The organism is Aeromicrobium sp., assembly GCF_037719875.1.
In the GTDB taxonomy this organism is placed as follows: domain Bacteria; phylum Actinomycetota; class Actinomycetes; order Propionibacteriales; family Nocardioidaceae; genus Aeromicrobium.
The window spans coordinates 1-14399 of the sequence record NZ_JBBJMJ010000010.1 but is presented as its reverse complement, the minus strand read 5'-3'; the positions used below and the strand labels follow the sequence as shown (position 1 = coordinate 14399).

The 14399-nt window shown below is 67.5% G+C and carries 18 protein-coding genes; 14 read left to right on the top strand and 4 right to left on the bottom strand.

Translation table 11 applies throughout. The annotated features are described in order from the left end of the window. Positions 1 to 102: 102 nt before the first annotated feature. Both ffh and WKF39_RS10695 read left to right on the top strand, forming a co-directional pair. On the top strand, positions 103 to 1647 hold the full coding sequence (ffh, locus tag WKF39_RS10700; protein ID WP_340388185.1) for a signal recognition particle protein: 1545 nt from the start codon (positions 103 to 105) through the stop codon (positions 1645 to 1647). 45 nt (positions 1648 to 1692) lie between these two features. Further along, a complete protein-coding gene (locus WKF39_RS10695; protein WP_340388183.1) occupies positions 1693 to 2208 on the top strand; it encodes a gluconokinase in 516 nt (171 codons plus the stop codon). Positions 2209 to 2266: 58 nt separating this feature from the next. On the opposite strand, the gene WKF39_RS10690 is transcribed toward WKF39_RS10695, so the two are convergent. Next, positions 2267 to 3130: an alpha/beta hydrolase gene (locus WKF39_RS10690; protein ID WP_340388181.1), complete on the bottom strand. Its 864-nt coding sequence runs from the start codon at positions 3128 to 3130 to the stop codon at positions 2267 to 2269. A 443-nt stretch (positions 3131 to 3573) separates the two neighbouring features. Between WKF39_RS10690 and rpsP the strand changes: the two genes are divergently transcribed. The 4 genes from rpsP to trmD are packed head-to-tail and all read left to right on the top strand — an operon-like array spanning position 3574 to position 5552. Continuing rightward, positions 3574 to 4098: a 30S ribosomal protein S16 gene (gene rpsP, locus WKF39_RS10685; protein WP_340388178.1), complete on the top strand. Its 525-nt coding sequence runs from the start codon at positions 3574 to 3576 to the stop codon at positions 4096 to 4098. 2 nt (positions 4099 to 4100) lie between these two features. Continuing rightward, a complete protein-coding gene (locus tag WKF39_RS10680) occupies positions 4101 to 4352 on the top strand; it encodes an RNA-binding protein (RefSeq protein ID WP_340388176.1) in 252 nt (83 codons plus the stop codon). A 2-nt stretch (positions 4353 to 4354) separates the two neighbouring features. After that, on the top strand, positions 4355 to 4870 hold the full coding sequence (gene rimM / locus WKF39_RS10675; RefSeq protein WP_340388175.1) for a ribosome maturation factor RimM: 516 nt from the start codon (positions 4355 to 4357) through the stop codon (positions 4868 to 4870). A 1-nt stretch (position 4871) separates the two neighbouring features. Next, the gene (gene trmD, locus WKF39_RS10670; RefSeq protein ID WP_340388173.1) at positions 4872 to 5552 is read left to right on the top strand and encodes a tRNA (guanosine(37)-N1)-methyltransferase TrmD; all 681 of its coding nucleotides are present in this window, start codon (positions 4872 to 4874) and stop codon (positions 5550 to 5552) included. On the opposite strand, the gene WKF39_RS10665 is transcribed toward trmD, so the two are convergent. After that, the gene (locus tag WKF39_RS10665) at positions 5549 to 5989 is read right to left on the bottom strand and encodes a nuclear transport factor 2 family protein (RefSeq protein ID WP_340388171.1); all 441 of its coding nucleotides are present in this window, start codon (positions 5987 to 5989) and stop codon (positions 5549 to 5551) included. The two genes, trmD and WKF39_RS10665, sit on opposite strands and share 4 nt — an antisense overlap. Positions 5990 to 6202: 213 nt before the next feature. On the opposite strand from WKF39_RS10665, the gene rplS reads away from it, so the two are divergent. From rplS to WKF39_RS10650, 3 genes are read left to right on the top strand one after another with little or no spacing between them, the layout of a single operon-like run. After that, positions 6203 to 6553, top strand: a complete 351-nt coding sequence (rplS, locus tag WKF39_RS10660) for a 50S ribosomal protein L19 (protein ID WP_340388169.1) — start codon at positions 6203 to 6205, stop codon at positions 6551 to 6553. 52 nt (positions 6554 to 6605) lie between these two features. After that, positions 6606 to 7253 (top strand): ribonuclease HII, encoded by a 648-nt coding sequence (locus WKF39_RS10655; RefSeq protein ID WP_340388168.1) that lies wholly within the window; start codon positions 6606 to 6608, stop codon positions 7251 to 7253. A 21-nt stretch (positions 7254 to 7274) separates the two neighbouring features. Further along, positions 7275 to 7586 (top strand): DUF2469 domain-containing protein, encoded by a 312-nt coding sequence (locus WKF39_RS10650; protein ID WP_340388166.1) that lies wholly within the window; start codon positions 7275 to 7277, stop codon positions 7584 to 7586. 91 nt (positions 7587 to 7677) lie between these two features. On the opposite strand, the gene WKF39_RS10645 is transcribed toward WKF39_RS10650, so the two are convergent. Next, a complete protein-coding gene (locus WKF39_RS10645) occupies positions 7678 to 8511 on the bottom strand; it encodes a hypothetical protein (protein WP_340388164.1) in 834 nt (277 codons plus the stop codon). Between the two features lie 521 nt (positions 8512 to 9032). Between WKF39_RS10645 and WKF39_RS10640 the strand changes: the two genes are divergently transcribed. Genes WKF39_RS10640 through WKF39_RS10625 form a run of 4 tightly spaced genes read left to right on the top strand, consistent with a single transcriptional unit; the run spans position 9033 to position 13071 of the window. Further along, entirely contained in the window at positions 9033 to 9395 is a 363-nt protein-coding gene (locus WKF39_RS10640) for a YraN family protein (protein WP_340388162.1), read from the top strand. Continuing rightward, positions 9395 to 10975: a YifB family Mg chelatase-like AAA ATPase gene (locus tag WKF39_RS10635; RefSeq protein ID WP_340388160.1), complete on the top strand. Its 1581-nt coding sequence runs from the start codon at positions 9395 to 9397 to the stop codon at positions 10973 to 10975. Before WKF39_RS10640 ends, WKF39_RS10635 begins: the two co-directional genes overlap by 1 nt. Next, entirely contained in the window at positions 10972 to 12111 is a 1140-nt protein-coding gene (locus WKF39_RS10630; protein ID WP_340388158.1) for a DNA-processing protein DprA, read from the top strand. The genes WKF39_RS10635 and WKF39_RS10630 overlap by 4 nt, the downstream gene beginning before the upstream one ends. A gap of 27 nt (positions 12112 to 12138) precedes the next feature. Beyond that, positions 12139 to 13071, top strand: coding sequence for a tyrosine recombinase XerC (locus tag WKF39_RS10625; RefSeq protein ID WP_340388156.1), 933 nt, complete (start codon positions 12139 to 12141; stop codon positions 13069 to 13071). Positions 13072 to 13081: 10 nt separating this feature from the next. Here WKF39_RS10625 and WKF39_RS10620 read toward each other — a convergent pair whose 3' ends face one another. Beyond that, entirely contained in the window at positions 13082 to 13969 is an 888-nt protein-coding gene (locus tag WKF39_RS10620) for a M23 family metallopeptidase (protein ID WP_340388154.1), read from the bottom strand. A 300-nt stretch (positions 13970 to 14269) separates the two neighbouring features. Between WKF39_RS10620 and WKF39_RS10615 the strand changes: the two genes are divergently transcribed. Beyond that, a partial coding sequence (locus tag WKF39_RS10615; protein ID WP_340388344.1) for a 30S ribosomal protein S2 occupies positions 14270 to 14399 on the top strand: 130 nt, incomplete at its 3' end.

The window sequence follows — 14399 nt, the reverse complement described above, 5'->3', positions numbered from 1 at the left end:
GTGTGGTCGCCAGCTCGTCGCCGCAGGCGGGGGAGGGGCGTCACGGCTCTCGGTTAGAGTTGAGCAGACCCTGTTCTTCCAGCCGAGGATGACGACCGACGTATGTTCGACACCCTGCAAGACCGCCTGCAGTCAGCGTTCAAGAATCTGCGCGGCAAGGGTCGACTCTCCGACGCCGACATCGACGCGGTGGCCCGGGAGATCCGCATCGCGCTGCTGGACGCTGACGTCGCCGTCCCGGTGGTCCGCGACTTCATCGCCAACATCAAGGAGCGTGCCCGCGGGGCAGAGGTCAGCCAGGCGCTCAACCCCGCCCAGCAGGTCGTCAAGATCGTCAACGACGAGCTCGTCACGATCCTCGGCGGGGAGACCCGGCGCATCCGCTACGCCAAGAGCCCGCCGACCGTCATCATGCTGGCCGGTCTCCAGGGCGCCGGCAAGACGACGCTGGCCGGCAAGCTCGGGCTGTGGCTCAAGGGCCAGGGCAAGTCGCCGATGCTGGTCGCTGCCGACCTCCAGCGTCCCAATGCCGTCACGCAGCTCCAGGTCGTCGGCGAGCGGGCCGGGGTCACAGTGTTCGCCCCCGAGCCCGGCAACGGTGTCGGTGACCCCGTCCAGGTCGCCAGGGCCGGCCTGGCGGAGGCGCGCCGCACGCTCCACGACGTCGTGATCGTTGACACCGCCGGCCGTCTCGGCATCGACGCCGAGCTCATGCAGCAGGCCGCCGACATCCGCGCTGCGGTCGATCCCGACGAGGTGCTGTTCGTCATCGACGCCATGATCGGTCAGGATGCCGTCGTCACGGCCCAGGCCTTCCTCGAGGGCGTCGACTTCACCGGCGTCGTGCTGACCAAGCTCGACGGCGACGCCCGCGGAGGCGCGGCACTGTCGGTCCGCTCGATCACCGGTCGTCCGATCATGTTCGCATCGACCGGAGAGAAGCTCACCGACTTCGACGCGTTCCACCCCGACCGGATGGCCGGGCGGATCCTCGACATGGGCGACATGCTCACGCTGATCGAGCAGGCCGAAAAGGTCATGGATGCCGAGGAGTCCGCCAAGGCCGCCGACAAGCTGGTCGGCGGCACGTTCACGCTCCACGACTTCCTCGACCAGATGGAAGCCATCTCCAAGATGGGCTCGATGTCCAAGATTGTCGGGATGCTGCCCGGCATGGGCGCGATGAAGGAGCAGCTCGCCAACTTCGATGAGCGTGAGGTCGATCGGATCAAGGCGATCATCCGCTCGATGACGCCGGCCGAGCGCGACAACCCCAAGATGATCGACGGCTCTCGCCGGGCCCGCATATCCAAGGGTTCGGGCACCGAGGTCAAGGACGTCAACCAGCTGGTCGACCGATTCTTCGACGCACGCAAGATGATGCAGCAGATGGCCAAGGGCGGAGGCATGCCCGGCATGCCTGGCATGGCGGGTATGCCCGGACTGCCCGGCGCCGGCAAGCGAGCCGGTGCCAAGCAGAAGCCCCAACAGAAGAAGAAGGGCAAACGCGTGTCGGGCAACCCCGCCAAGCGCGCTGCCGAGGCCGCTGGAGCGCCCAAGAACGATGGCGCCAACGCATTCGGCTTCCCGGCCGGCGGCGGCAAAGACGAGTTCGAGCTGCCCAAAGAGCTCAAGGACCTCCTCTAGCCCCGCGCACGTGCGCCGCCGAGAGCTGGGGCATACGGTCGGAGCATGAAGCCACCCCCACTCGTCGTGGTCATGGGCATCTCGGGTGTTGGCAAGTCCGTCGTCGGCCATGAGCTGGCTGATCGCTTCTCGATCGACTATGCCGACGGCGACGACTTCCATTCCGAGGCCAACATCGCCACGATGTCAGCCGGGACCCCGCTCACCGATGACGACCGATGGCCATGGCTCGACGAGATCGGCACGTGGCTTGCGGTGCATGGTGGTTCCGGAGGCGTCATCAGCTGCTCGGCGCTCAAGCGCGTCTACCGCGATGTGCTCGTCGACGCCGCTCCACGCACCCACTTCCTGCACCTCGTGGGTGACCATGACCTGATCAAGAGCCGGATGGAGCACCGCGACCACTTCATGCCGCCATCGCTGCTGACCTCCCAGGAGCGGACCCTGGAGCCGCTGCAGGACGACGAGAACGGTTGGGCCCTCGACATCACCCCGACTCCCGGCAAGATCGTGGACGGGTTCGTCGTCCGCGCCGGCCTGTCCGAGGAGGACATCGGCTGAATCGATGTCCGACCGGCCGCAGGCGCGGCCGCCATGTGGCGACGGCCGCGCATACGTGTCAGTTGATGCGGTAGTCCGACACCGGGCTCGAGAGCGAGGTTGACGGGCCGGGGGTGATGAACTGCTCATAGCGCGCGTCGTTGTCGACGTAGCGCTTGAGCCAGCTCACGGTGTACTTCGCGATCGTGGTGTTCGGTGAGTTGGGCGCGAAGTGGCTGGCGCCACGCAGCTCGAGGTAGCTCCTACGCTCGGCGGAGGTCAACGAGTTGTAGAACGGGATCGAGTGCGAGCTCACGGGAGCAACGGTGTCGTCCTCGGCGCCGAGGACCAACGTCGCGGCCTCCACCTCGGGCCATGTCTTGTCGGTGTTCCACGCCGTCAGAGGAACGGCAGCCTCGATGGACCGGCGAGTCTTGGCGGCTTCCAGGGCGCCGCCACCGCCCATCGAGTGGCCTACGACGGACTGGCGGGTCGGATCGATCCGTGCTCGGACAGTCGAGTCTGAGATCGTCTGGTCGAGTGCGGCCAGCAGCTGCGTTCCACGGGAAGCGGGCTGGTCGTAGCGCGAGTTCGTGTTGAACGTGATCACCACGAAGCCGAAGGAGGCAAGGCGGGATCCCAGCCACGAGATGGACGATTCGCTCGCGGTGTAGCCGGGCGAGATCGCCACGACGCCGAAGGTGCCCTCGGCGGTCGTCGACGGATAGTGGATCGTGCCCGAGCCGAAGCCGCGAGCCGCCGTCGCAGAGATGGTCTTGGTGCTGACCGAGTACGGGCCACGCGTCGACTCGATGCTGCTGTTGGTGGGAGCTGGCCCCCGCTCGTACGGATTGTCCGCCGCCGCGACCGGCGACGATGTCAACGCGCCGATCGTCAGGGCGGATGCGCCGATGAACGAGGCAAGAATCCTCTTGAGCTTCATGTGCTGTCCTTCCGGTGGGTGAGCCGAAAGTGCCGGGCGAATACGCCTTGCCACACGGATGTGGTGGTCGATATCCCCCGAGATCGCCGGCCGCACAGGTTTATGCACTCATAGTGCATGAATCATGGATTGGCGTCAACGAATGGCTGACGAATGGTTGCCGGTGATCCAGTGACTGGTTGACGACAAGCGTCGTGATGCACCGGTGGCCTGGCGGACGATCGCGGGGCTGCGATCCCTCCCGTTGGCTGCCGGTCGCTGATCTGTGCTGCGCAGGCCGAATTGGAGCGATGGCCGGTGTTCTGGCAGAATGACTCCTTGCGTCCGGTACGCGTGGAGACCCTCTCATCTCTGTGCTGTCCGGCTCACCGATTTCGTCGGCCGTGTCCCCATGCGGCACCGGCAGGTCACCACATTCACACATCTGAGGAGACACCACACTCGTGGCAGTCAAGATTCGCCTGAAGCGTATGGGCAAGATTCGTACGCCGTTCTACCGCATCGTCATCGCCGACTCGCGCACCAAGCGTGACGGACGCGTCATCGAGGAGATCGGCACCTACAACCCCAAGGCCGATCCGTCGATCATCAACGTCGACGGCGAGCGCGCACAGTACTGGCTCGGAGTTGGCGCCCAGCCGACCGAAGCCGTCGCCGCGCTGCTCAAGATCACCGGCGACATCGGTGGCAAGAACACCATGAAGTTCGCCGATGAGAAGCGCAGCAAGGAAGACATCTTCCAGGACGCGCTCAAGGAGCTCCACAGCGAGTCCAAGGCCGACGCGACCACCAAGAAGGCTGCCGCCGCCAAGAAGGCCGCCGCCAAGGCTGATGAGCCCAAGGCCGAAGAGTCGAAGGTCGAAGAGCCCAAGGCTGAGGAGTCGAAGGCTGAAGAGCCCAAGGCTGAGGAGTCGAAGGCTGAAGAGCCCAAGGCTGACGCTGCACCTGCCGACGAGGCCAAGGCCTGATCGTGGCCGCCCCCTTGATCGAGGTCATCGAGCATCTCGTCGCGGGCATCGTCGACAGCCCTGACGATGTCAACGTGCGGGCCAAGCAGACGCGCAACGGCGAGCTGTTCGAGGTGCGGGTCAACCCCGACGACCTCGGCAAGGTCATCGGTCGTCAAGGCCGCACGGCCACCGCAATCCGCAAGGTCGCGGGCGCGATCGCCGGACGTGGCGGCGCGCGCATCGACTTCGTGGACGTCGACCGACGCAGCTGACGATGCAGGTCGTCATCGGCCGCATCGGCCGTGCCCACGGCATCCGTGGCGAGCTGAACGTCGACATCCGAACTGACGAGCCCGACCGGCGTTTCGCCCCGGGCTCGTCAGTCGTCTGTGGCGACCGGGTGCTCACCGTCGCCACCGCGCGACACCACAGCGGACGTCTCGTGGTGTCGTTCAAGGAGGTCCCCGACCGCACCGCGGCCGAGGCGATCCACGGGACGACCCTCGAGGTCGACGTCGACCCGCTCGATGCGCCCCAGGACCCCGACGAGTTCTATGACCACCAGCTGGTCGGGCTCGAGGCGCGTACGGGTGACGTCGTCGTCGGCACCGTTACCGGCGTCGTGCACGGCCTCCACCAGGACACGCTGACCGTCGACATCGAGGGCCGCGAGGTCTTCATCCCGTTCGTCACCGAGATCGTGCCTGTCGTGGACGTCGCGGGCGGTTTCGTCACGATCAACGAGGTCGAAGGTCTGCTGGACCCCGCCATGGCCGAGACAAGCGGCTGACGTGAAGATCGACGTCCTGTCCATCTTCCCGGCCTACCTCGGCGTCTTGGGGCTGTCCCTCACAGGCAAGGCCCAGGAGTCGGGACTGTTGCAGGTCACGACCCACGACCTGCGGGACTTCACGACCGACAGGCATCGCAGCGTTGACGACACGCCCTATGGCGGAGGCGCGGGCATGGTCATGAAGGCGGAGCCGTGGGGCGAGGCGCTCGACGCCCTGGCCTTCGAGGGTTCGCTCGTCGTCGTGCCGACGCCCTCGGGCCAACCCTTCACCCAGCGCGTCGCCGAACGCCTCAGCTCGGAGAAGCATCTGGTGTTCGCCTGCGGACGATATGAGGGCATCGACCAGCGCGTCATCGATCACGCAGCCAGCCGGTGGCGGGTCGAGGAGGTGTCGCTCGGCGACTTCGTGCTCAACGGCGGCGAGGTCGCCGCTCTCGCGATGATCGAGGCGATCGTGCGGCTGGTCCCGGGGTTCATGGGCAACCCCGAGTCGCTCGTCGAGGAGTCGCACGGAGATGACGGCCTGCTTGAATATCCGGTCTACACCAAGCCCGCGAGCTGGCGAGGTCTCGACGTGCCGGAGATCCTGCTGTCCGGCAACCACGCGGCGATCGCGGCGTGGCGACGCGAGCAAGCGCACCAGCGTACGCGGCAAAGACGCCCCGACCTGATGGACTAACCGCTGCGCAGCCCGCCGTCGAGCAGGTTGCGCACCTGACGGTTGCCGCGAGCGGTGTCCATGTACTCCCGGACGCGCCTGATCCGGTCGCCGTCGAGCTCGAAGATCAAGCAATAGTCGTTGACGTAGTCGCTCCCGTCGGCGAGCGTTGCGCTCATGGTCTCCTCGACGACGACTGTCGAGCCTGCGGCGACGATGTTCGTGAAATCGACTTCGACATCCTTCACGAAGAGCCGAGGGAACTCGTTGGCCAGGAATGCGCCGATCTCCTGGGCGCCGATCATGTGATGCGGGACTCCCAACGCCACTGCCGTGGCATTCCGTGGCGGGGCCAGCCACTGCGCGTCGGGGGTGAAGGTGTCGCTGATGCGGTCGACATCTCCGGAAGCGAAGATCCTCCATGCGCGCTTGACCGTACGGATCTGATCAACGTCCATGTCGGCGACCCTAGGATTCGATCTTTCCCGGCACCGGCGGAAATCGGACCATGTCGTCGGCGCCTGCCGATTTCGTCCGGACCACACGGCTGTGGCAATATTGACCCTTGGCGCCGACGGTTCTGCCTCAGGGGAATCGTGATCACCGCCGCAATGACTTTCAATCACCAAGCAATCCGTGGGTGACCTGTGGCACCAGCGAGGAGTAGAACCATGACCAACATCGTCGACCAGGTGGCAAGCGCATCGCTGCGCACCGACCTCCCCGAATTCCGCGCCGGCGACACGCTTGACGTGCACGTCAAGGTCATCGAGGGCAGCCGCTCGCGCATCCAGGTGTTCAAGGGCGTCTGCATCAAGGTGCAGGGCTCGGGCATCGGCCGCACGTTCACGGTCCGTAAGGTCAGCTTTGGTGTCGGCGTGGAGCGTACGTTCCCCCTGCACACCCCGGTCATCGAGAAGATCGAGGTCGCGATCCGCGGCGACGTCCGCCGGGCCAAGCTCTACTACCTGCGCAACCTGCGCGGCAAGGCCGCCAAGATCAAGGAAAAGCGCGACGTCTGAGCGACTGCGCGTCAGTCCGAAGACCATCGCCGGTTGCGGCTAGGCTCATGCCGTGACGCGTCTGGCCAAGGGTTCGACCATCCGGCGGGATGCCGGACTCTACGGTTTTGAGCGAGCGCTGGCCCGGCAGGGCCTGCATCCGGTCGCCGGCGTCGACGAGGCCGGGCGTGGCGCGTGCGCCGGCCCCTTGGTCGCTTCGGCGGTCGTCCTCGAACGCCCCATCGCGGGTCTCGCCGACTCCAAGCTGCTGACGGAGAAGCGTCGCGAGGCGTGCTTCGACCTCATCATGGAGCGTGCGGTCGATGTGTCGGTCGTGGTCATCTCCGCGGCCGACTGCGATCGGATGGGCATGCACGTCGCCAACATCGCGGCACTCAGGCGCGCGTTGGCGCGGCTGTCCGTCCGACCCGGCTATGTGCTCACGGACGGCTTCCCGGTCGACGGGCTGAGCGCTCCCGGACTCGCGATGTGGAAAGGCGACCGGGTCGCGGCGTCGATCGCCGCGGCGTCCGTCATCGCCAAGGTGACGCGTGACCGGATGATGTTGCGCATGCACGAGGACTTCCCGGCATACGATTTCGCGACGCACAAGGGCTACAGCACGCCGGTCCACCAGCGGGCGCTGCAGCTGCACGGCCCCTGCGCGGAGCACCGGCGCAGATATGTCAACGTACGAGCAGCGATGGAAGGCACGGCATGAGCAAGCGATGGGGACGGCCGCATGAGCTCTGAGGATGTCGAGCGGTATGAGTCGGAGATGGAGCTCTCGCTGTATCGCGAGTATCGCGATGTCGTCACGATCTTCAAGTACGTCGTCGAGACCGACCGACGGTTCTACCTGTGCAACCAGGTCGACGTGAAGGTCCGGTCCGAGACCGGTGACGCCTATTTCGAGGTCTCGATGAACGACGCCTGGGTCTGGGACATCTACCGTCCTGCGCGGTTCGCCAAGAACGTCAAGGTCCTGACCTTCAAGGATGTCAACGTCGAGGAGCTCCAGGGTTCGGACTTCAAGGTGCCAGGCACCGACTAAACCCCGCCGCGCACCCCGACACCGGGCCGCGTCGATGTTGGGCGACGATCCGCCTCTGGGACACCGAGGCCCTTGAACCGAACCCTCGCGGTCAGGGGGCGAGGGTCATCCCCCAACGACGTCGAACCACCCAGTTGAACCGAGGGACGTTGAACACGTCGCCGGGGCTGCACTCCTTGTAGCTGGCGATCAAGGTGCGTAACGCGAGCAGGCCGAGACGGCCCTGCTCATTGGCCCGGTAGCGGGCTCCGGCTGCGGTGAAGAGGCGCTCGAAGTCGGCGTCGAGTTCACCCTCCAGGAAGGCGTCGCGAACGCCGCGCCCGGCATGGGCGACGAATCCCACGGGATAGTAGAAGAACGGATCCAGGCGCAAGCTTCCGAGGTCGATGGCCACCGGGGTCAGGTCTCCCAGTATGACGCTGTTCTTCGGCCGTGGGTCGGTGGCGGAGGGAATACGGGGCCAGCGTCGAACAGCCCTGGGGGTCAGCGACTCCTGGAGAAGTGCAGCCAGGTCGTCGGGCGGCGATGCCTGCCCGAGTGCCTCGAGCACTGGTCGCATCAGGGACTGAGATCCGCCCGAACCCTCTGCGTGCGTCAACGATTCGTATCCGGCGATCATGTTCCTGGTGACCTGCAGGCGCGCCCCCAGCGGGAGGTCGAAGAAGTAGCACCCAGCCACGAATTCCTCGCGGAGCGTGGTGCCGTTGTCCAGGACTTCGAAGAGCGGGCTGCGCACGTGCTTGGCGAAGACGCGTCGACGAGCTTCGTACTCGGCGTCGAACACCGGCATGGCGTAGGTGCGGGTGACGTGCCCTTGGGCGGGTGCCATGAGGACCGCGGCCCCGTCGTGCGCGCCGATGACCGCCGTCGCCTGGCCAGACCCTCGACTCCAGAACAGATACGGGGGGACGAGCGGGATCAGCATCCGGCGGGCGTTGATGGCGGGACCTCGTAGCGCTGGTACCCGTCTGACGACCCGGCGGATGAAGGGGTCTTTCAGCTGGGAGGCCCTGAACCTGTGACCCTTCGTGCGGCAGACGTGTCTGGGAAGAGGGCCGGACCACAGGCGCCACACCGCCGGTCCGGACGAGACGTACAGGCCAGGTCGTAGTCCCGGCTCCGCTGCCCTCACGACAGCAAGAGCGCCACGCTGTTCCTCCCGCAGGGCTGCCAGGCGGCTGATCTGGGGAGCCCATCGGGCTCGACGGTTCCACACATCTCGGAGTTGCACGCGGGACCCCACTTTTCGCTAGGACCGCTCCCACCAGCACCCTCTCACCAAGTTCTCAGACATTTCTAAGGCGCGCCCTCCAGCACGGTTGCTTTCTTGGGCAGGGGTGGGGTCTCCGTGCAGCACCTCTCCACAGGCCCACCGGGTTGGCACTCCGTCCACAGGGCGTGCTTCCGTCGCGGACAGTGGATGGCTCCCGCCGGGAGGCTGGCCTGATGACGTATGCACGCAACAAAGCCCTCGGCACCTACGGCGAGCGGATCGCTGCTGACCATCTTGAGTCACTCGGCATGGTCGTGCTGGCCCGCAACTGGACCTGTCGGTTCGGTGAGGTGGACATCGTGGCCCGAGATGGGTCGACGCTGGTCATCTGTGAGGTCAAGACCCGGAGCAGCACGACGTATGGCGGCCCGTTCGAGGCCGTGACGGGCCACAAGGCGAACCGACTGCGCCGACTCGCGATGCACTGGCTCGAGGTGCACGATGTCGAGCCGCCGAGCGTACGCATCGATGTCGTCTCGGTCGTCGTGCCGGCGCGCGGCGCCCCCGTGGTCGAGCGCATCGCGGGAGTCGCGTGATGGCCGCCGCGACGCACTCGGTCACCCTTGACGGGCTGTCCGGACGGCCCATCGAGGTCGAGGTCGACATCTCGGGTGGCCTGCCGGCAACGGTCCTGGTCGGTCTGGCAGACACCATGGTCAACGAGGCGCGCGACCGGTGCCGCTCGGCGGTGTCCAACTCCGGCACGACGTGGCCCGATCAGCGCGTGACGATCAACCTGGCTCCGTCGACCCTGCCCAAGACCGGATCGCACTACGACCTGGCCATCGCGCTCGCGGTCTTCGCCGCCAAGTCCCTCGTCCCGGCGGACCGTCTCATTGGCGCGGTGTTCCTCGGCGAGCTCGCGCTCGACGGTCGGCTGCGGGCCATTCGAGGGGTGCTGCCGGCCACCCTCGCGGCTCTCGAGGCGGGATTTGATCGAGTGTTCGTGCCGGAGGTCAACGTCCCCGAGGCGCAGCTGGTGCGCGGAATCTCGGTCGTTGGTGTCCGCTCGCTGAGGCAGACGGTCGCCCTCCTGACCGGAGGTGAGGAGCCGGACGACCCGCCGGTGCCACCGTTGGATGAGATCCCCGGCATGTCGTGGACCTCGGCTGCTCGCCTCGACCATCTCGATCTCGCCGACATCGCCGGTCAGGAGGACTCTCGTATGGCGCTGGTCGTTGCTGCGGCCGGTGGGCACCACCTGCTGATGACCGGCCCGCCCGGGATCGGCAAGACCATGCTCGCCCAGCGGCTGCCGGGCCTCCTGCCTGACCTGACCCACGAGCAGTCCCTCGCGGTCAGTGCCGTGCACTCGGTGGCCGGAGTCCTGCCGAGCGACGCGCCGCTGCTGCGACGTCCGCCATTCCTCGACCCCCACCACACCGCCAGCGCCGTGTCGATTGTCGGAGGCGGGAGCAAGGTCATCCGGCCCGGGGCGTTGTCCCTGGCACACCACGGTGTGCTGTTCCTCGACGAGGCCCCGGAGTTTGCGTCCAATGTGCTCGAAGCGCTTCGTCAGCCGCTCGAGAGCGGCCACGTCATCGTCTCCCGGGCGGCGTTGACGGCCGCCTATCCGGCCCGGTTCCAGCTTGTGCTGGCCGCCAATCCCTGCCCCTGCGGGCTGAGCTCTGCGGTGAGCGATCAGTGTCGCTGCACACCGCTGATGCGCCGACGCTATTCGGACCGGCTGTCGGGTCCGATCCGGGATCGCATCGACATCCACCGCTCACTGTCGGCACTGTCGCGCCCCGAGCTGGTCAATGCCGTGACTGGCGCCAGATCCACCGTCGAGCTGGCCGCGGAGGTCGCGCAGGCGCAGGATCGGCAGGCACATCGCTTGCGGGCGACGCTGTGGCGGCTCAACAGTGAGGTGCCCGGGGTCGAGCTGCGCAAGCAATGGCCGGTCAGCGACCGGGGCCGGGTGCTGGTCGACCAGCAGCTGCGCACCAACAAGCTCAACCCACGCTCTGCCGATCGGATCCTGCGGCTGTCGTGGACCGTCGCCGACCTGCACGGACACCCGGTGCCAACGGGTGATGACGTGGACACGGCGCTCTCGCTCAGGCGTGGAACGCCGCTGGGCAGCGCCTTGCGCACGATGGTGCAGGCATCGTGACCCGGCAGGACCGGCTCGCGCTGAGTCTCCTGGTCGAGCCGGGAGATCCGCGCCTGCGCGACCTGCTCCTGACGCATGAGCCGAGCGAGATCGTGGCGGCGATCCTGCGCAGGCACCGTCTGCCTGGTGCCGAGATGCCCGAGTCCTGGGTCGAACGCGGTCTCCGGCTGGATCGCGCGGCGGAGGCCGCCGCCGCGCGCGCCAAGGCGGCCGGGCTGCGCTGGGTCACGCCGGGTGACAAGGAATGGCCGGCGGCGCTCTCGGACCTCGACCATGTCGAGCCGCTCCACGGTGCGACCGGCGCACCGGTGGGGCTGTGGCTCCGGGGCGTCGGGCATCTGGGCGACCTCAGCAAGCGGAGCGTCGCGATCGTCGGGGCGCGGGACTGCACGACGTACGGCGCTGAGTGTTCCTCCGACCTGGCCGCGGATTGCGCCGACGCCGGCTGGACCGTCATCAGCGGCGCGGCCTTCGGAGTGGACGGATGCGCTCATCGCGGCGCGTTCCTCATGAACGCGCCGACCATCGCGGTGCTGGCCTGTGGGGCCGACCTCGACTATCCGAAACCGCACGGCGCACTCATCGGGCGGATCGCAGAGGTAGGGGTGGTCGTCAGTGAGCAGTCGCCGGGTGGACGGCCGTTGAAGGGTCGATTCCTCTCACGCAACCGGGTCATCGCTGCGTTGACGCAAGGAACTGTCGTGGTCGAGGCGGCGCTGCGGAGCGGATCGCTCAACACCCTCAACTGGGCCGATCAGCTGGGCCGCACCACGATGGCCCTGCCGGGGCCGGTGACATCGCGCCAGTCCGCTGGCGCCCATGCTGCGATGCGTGCCGGCAAGGCAGTGCTGGTCACGGGCGGGCGAGATGTGCTCGCCGAGCTGGCCGGTCCCGGCGCGGAGGCCGACGAGCAGACCTCCCAGCCGGTCACCGAGTTCGACCGACTCCCGCCGGCGGCACGGACCACGCTCGACGGACTGGACTGGGCCACGGCACGGACCGTCACGCAGATCGCGTCATCAGTTCGCCTGAGCACCCGCGAGGTGCGCGCCGCGCTCGACCTGCTCGATCGGCGAGGGCTGGTGTCCAGGGCGGGAGCCGAGTGGACGTTGTCCCGGCGCGCCGACGTGGGGTGACGCATCGGTCGACGCACACTTGATTCGATGACAGCAGAGTCTGAACGACTGGGGGAGCCCTGGTCGGCGGTCCTCGCCGCCTACGAGCACCACTTGCGGGCCGAGCGTGACCTCTCGGTCCACTCGGTGCGTGCCTACCTCACAGACCTCGAGAGCCTCGCCACGCACGCCGAGCGGCTCGGCATCGTCGACCCGGCGGGACTCTCGCTCCGCACACTCCGCAGCTGGCTCGCCAACCTCCAGACACTGGGCAAGGCCCGGACGACGTTGGCCCGCCGGGCCACCTCTGCTCGGGTGTTCACCGCCTGGTTGGCCCGGACCGGACGGGCGCCAGCCGACGCAGGGGCGCTGCTCGCCAGCCCCAAGGCGCACCGCGAGCTGCCCGTCGCACTCAGTGAGATCGAGGTCAGGGCGTTGCTCGACACCACGGTCCAGTCGCTGGCGGAGGACGGTCCGCGTGGGCTTCGGGACTTGGCGATCCTCGAGGTGCTCTATGCCACTGGCATCCGGGTCGGCGAGCTGGTTGGTCTCGACATCGACGATCTCGATCGCGGTCGGCGCGTCGTCCGGGTGTTCGGCAAGGGCCGAAAGGAACGTTCGGTGCCCTACGGACTGCCGGCCGCGGAAGCGATCGATCTCTGGCTCGATCGCGGGCGGCCATCGATCGCCACCGGGGCCAGTGGGACTGCTGTGTTTCTCGGCACTCGCGGCAGCCGCATCGACCAGCGGGCCGTGCGCCGGGTCGTGCACGAGCGGCTTGCCGGCGTCGACGGCGCCCCTGACATCGGCCCCCACGGTCTCCGCCACACGGCGGCGACCCACCTGCTCGAGGGTGGCGCTGACCTGCGCAGCGTGCAGGAGATCCTCGGCCACGCCTCGCTCGGCACGACGCAGATCTACACCCACGTCAGCAACGAGCGACTGCGAACCGCCTACAAGCTGGCCCACCCCAGGGCCTGAACCAACCCACTCACAAGAATCCCTGCGGGTTCACCGATCTTCCGCCCTTGAGGACCATGAAGTGCAGGTGACATCCGGTCGAGAGCCCGGTCGTGCCGGATCGGCCGATCACCTGGCCCGGACGCACGCGCTCGCCGACCGACACCGACTGGGCGCTGAGGTGGTTGTAGGTGGTTTCGAACCCGGGGCGGTGACGAATGACGACCCGTTTGCCGTAGGCCCCGCGGGATGACCGGCCGACCACACTCCCTCCTGCGGCGGCGTGGACGGGCGTGCCGCAGGGGACCCCGAAGTCGGTGCCGTCGTGCAGCTTGCGCACACCCGTCACCGGGTGGATCCGCATGCCGAAGGGCGACGTGATGGGACCACCCACGGGCCGCCGAAGGGCCCCGCCGACCCCCGCCGGCGGTGGAGGCGGTTTGCCGTCGGGGCTGATGAGCCGATACCTCCCTCCTCCGAGCAGGTCCAGCGGATCGAGGTAGTCGTCGCCGGCCAACCGCCCCAGGTGTAGACACGCACCCGAGCAATGGCTGGGAGAGCCCAGGAGCACCCCGATGACCTGCCCGGGCCGGACCGCGTCGCCGACCTTCGCCCGGGGCCGGACGGGCTGATAGGTCGATCGTTCGCCGCCGTGATCGATCGTGACGACCCCGACGCCGCCGACCTGGCCGGCGAACACCACCTGGCCCGCAGCGACCGCGCGCACCACATCACCGGCCGTGCCGGCGAGATCGACGCCGCGGTGCCCGCGGCCGTAGTCCGTCGCAGGAGGGTCGAACCGCTCGCCGATCGCGTGGTCGTCGAGCGGCCACCTCCACGGGTCGGGCGATGCCGCGCGAGCTGGTGGGGCCGTGATCAGGAGGAGCAACAGCGTGAGCACGAGGATTCGGCGGATCATGGGTCCAGCCAAGGGTGTCGCGACGGCCGGCGCAGCACTCGGCATACGCACGGGGGACAACCCGCGGAGGGGCGAGGCCTGTGGATTTCGTCCGGGGCGGTGAGGTGCCCTAGACTGTGGCCAACCACTTCTCCTGAAGTGGAATTCGCGCGCCTGTTTCCGTATGACGCGAGAGCTGAATACGGATGCGGTCCTGGTCTCCCAGCAGGGAGTGGGCCGCACTCGGCAGGCGCCAGGTCACCGTCAACCGGCGGTGAGTCAACCAGGAATGGCACACGTGTGCCACAAGGAGATACGACCATGGCCGTCGTCACCATGCGCCAGCTGCTCGAGAGCGGCGTTCACTTCGGGCACCAGACCCGTCGTTGGAACCCCAAGATGAAGCGCTTCATCTTCACCGAGCGCAACGGCATCTACATCATCGACCTGC

Bases quoted from the DNA above. Each gene is read 5' to 3' on its own strand.
- WKF39_RS10650 (WP_340388166.1), top strand. From the start codon at position 7,275: ATGAGCTCTGAGGATGTCGAGCGGTATGAGTCGGAGATGGAGCTCTCG.
- rimM (WP_340388175.1), top strand. From the start codon at position 4,355: ATGCAGGTCGTCATCGGCCGCATCGGCCGTGCCCACGGCATCCGTGGC.
- WKF39_RS10645 (WP_340388164.1), bottom strand. From the start codon at position 8,511: ATGCTGATCCCGCTCGTCCCCCCGTATCTGTTCTGGAGTCGAGGGTCT.
- WKF39_RS10640 (WP_340388162.1), top strand. From the start codon at position 9,033: ATGACGTATGCACGCAACAAAGCCCTCGGCACCTACGGCGAGCGGATC.
- WKF39_RS10690 (WP_340388181.1), bottom strand. From the start codon at position 3,130: ATGAAGCTCAAGAGGATTCTTGCCTCGTTCATCGGCGCATCCGCCCTG.
- WKF39_RS10635 (WP_340388160.1), top strand. From the start codon at position 9,395: ATGGCCGCCGCGACGCACTCGGTCACCCTTGACGGGCTGTCCGGACGG.
- rplS (WP_340388169.1), top strand. From the start codon at position 6,203: ATGACCAACATCGTCGACCAGGTGGCAAGCGCATCGCTGCGCACCGAC.
- WKF39_RS10625 (WP_340388156.1), top strand. From the start codon at position 12,139: ATGACAGCAGAGTCTGAACGACTGGGGGAGCCCTGGTCGGCGGTCCTC.
- WKF39_RS10620 (WP_340388154.1), bottom strand. From the start codon at position 13,969: ATGATCCGCCGAATCCTCGTGCTCACGCTGTTGCTCCTCCTGATCACG.
- WKF39_RS10695 (WP_340388183.1), top strand. From the start codon at position 1,693: ATGAAGCCACCCCCACTCGTCGTGGTCATGGGCATCTCGGGTGTTGGC.
- WKF39_RS10665 (WP_340388171.1), bottom strand. From the start codon at position 5,989: ATGGACGTTGATCAGATCCGTACGGTCAAGCGCGCATGGAGGATCTTC.
- ffh (WP_340388185.1), top strand. From the start codon at position 103: ATGTTCGACACCCTGCAAGACCGCCTGCAGTCAGCGTTCAAGAATCTG.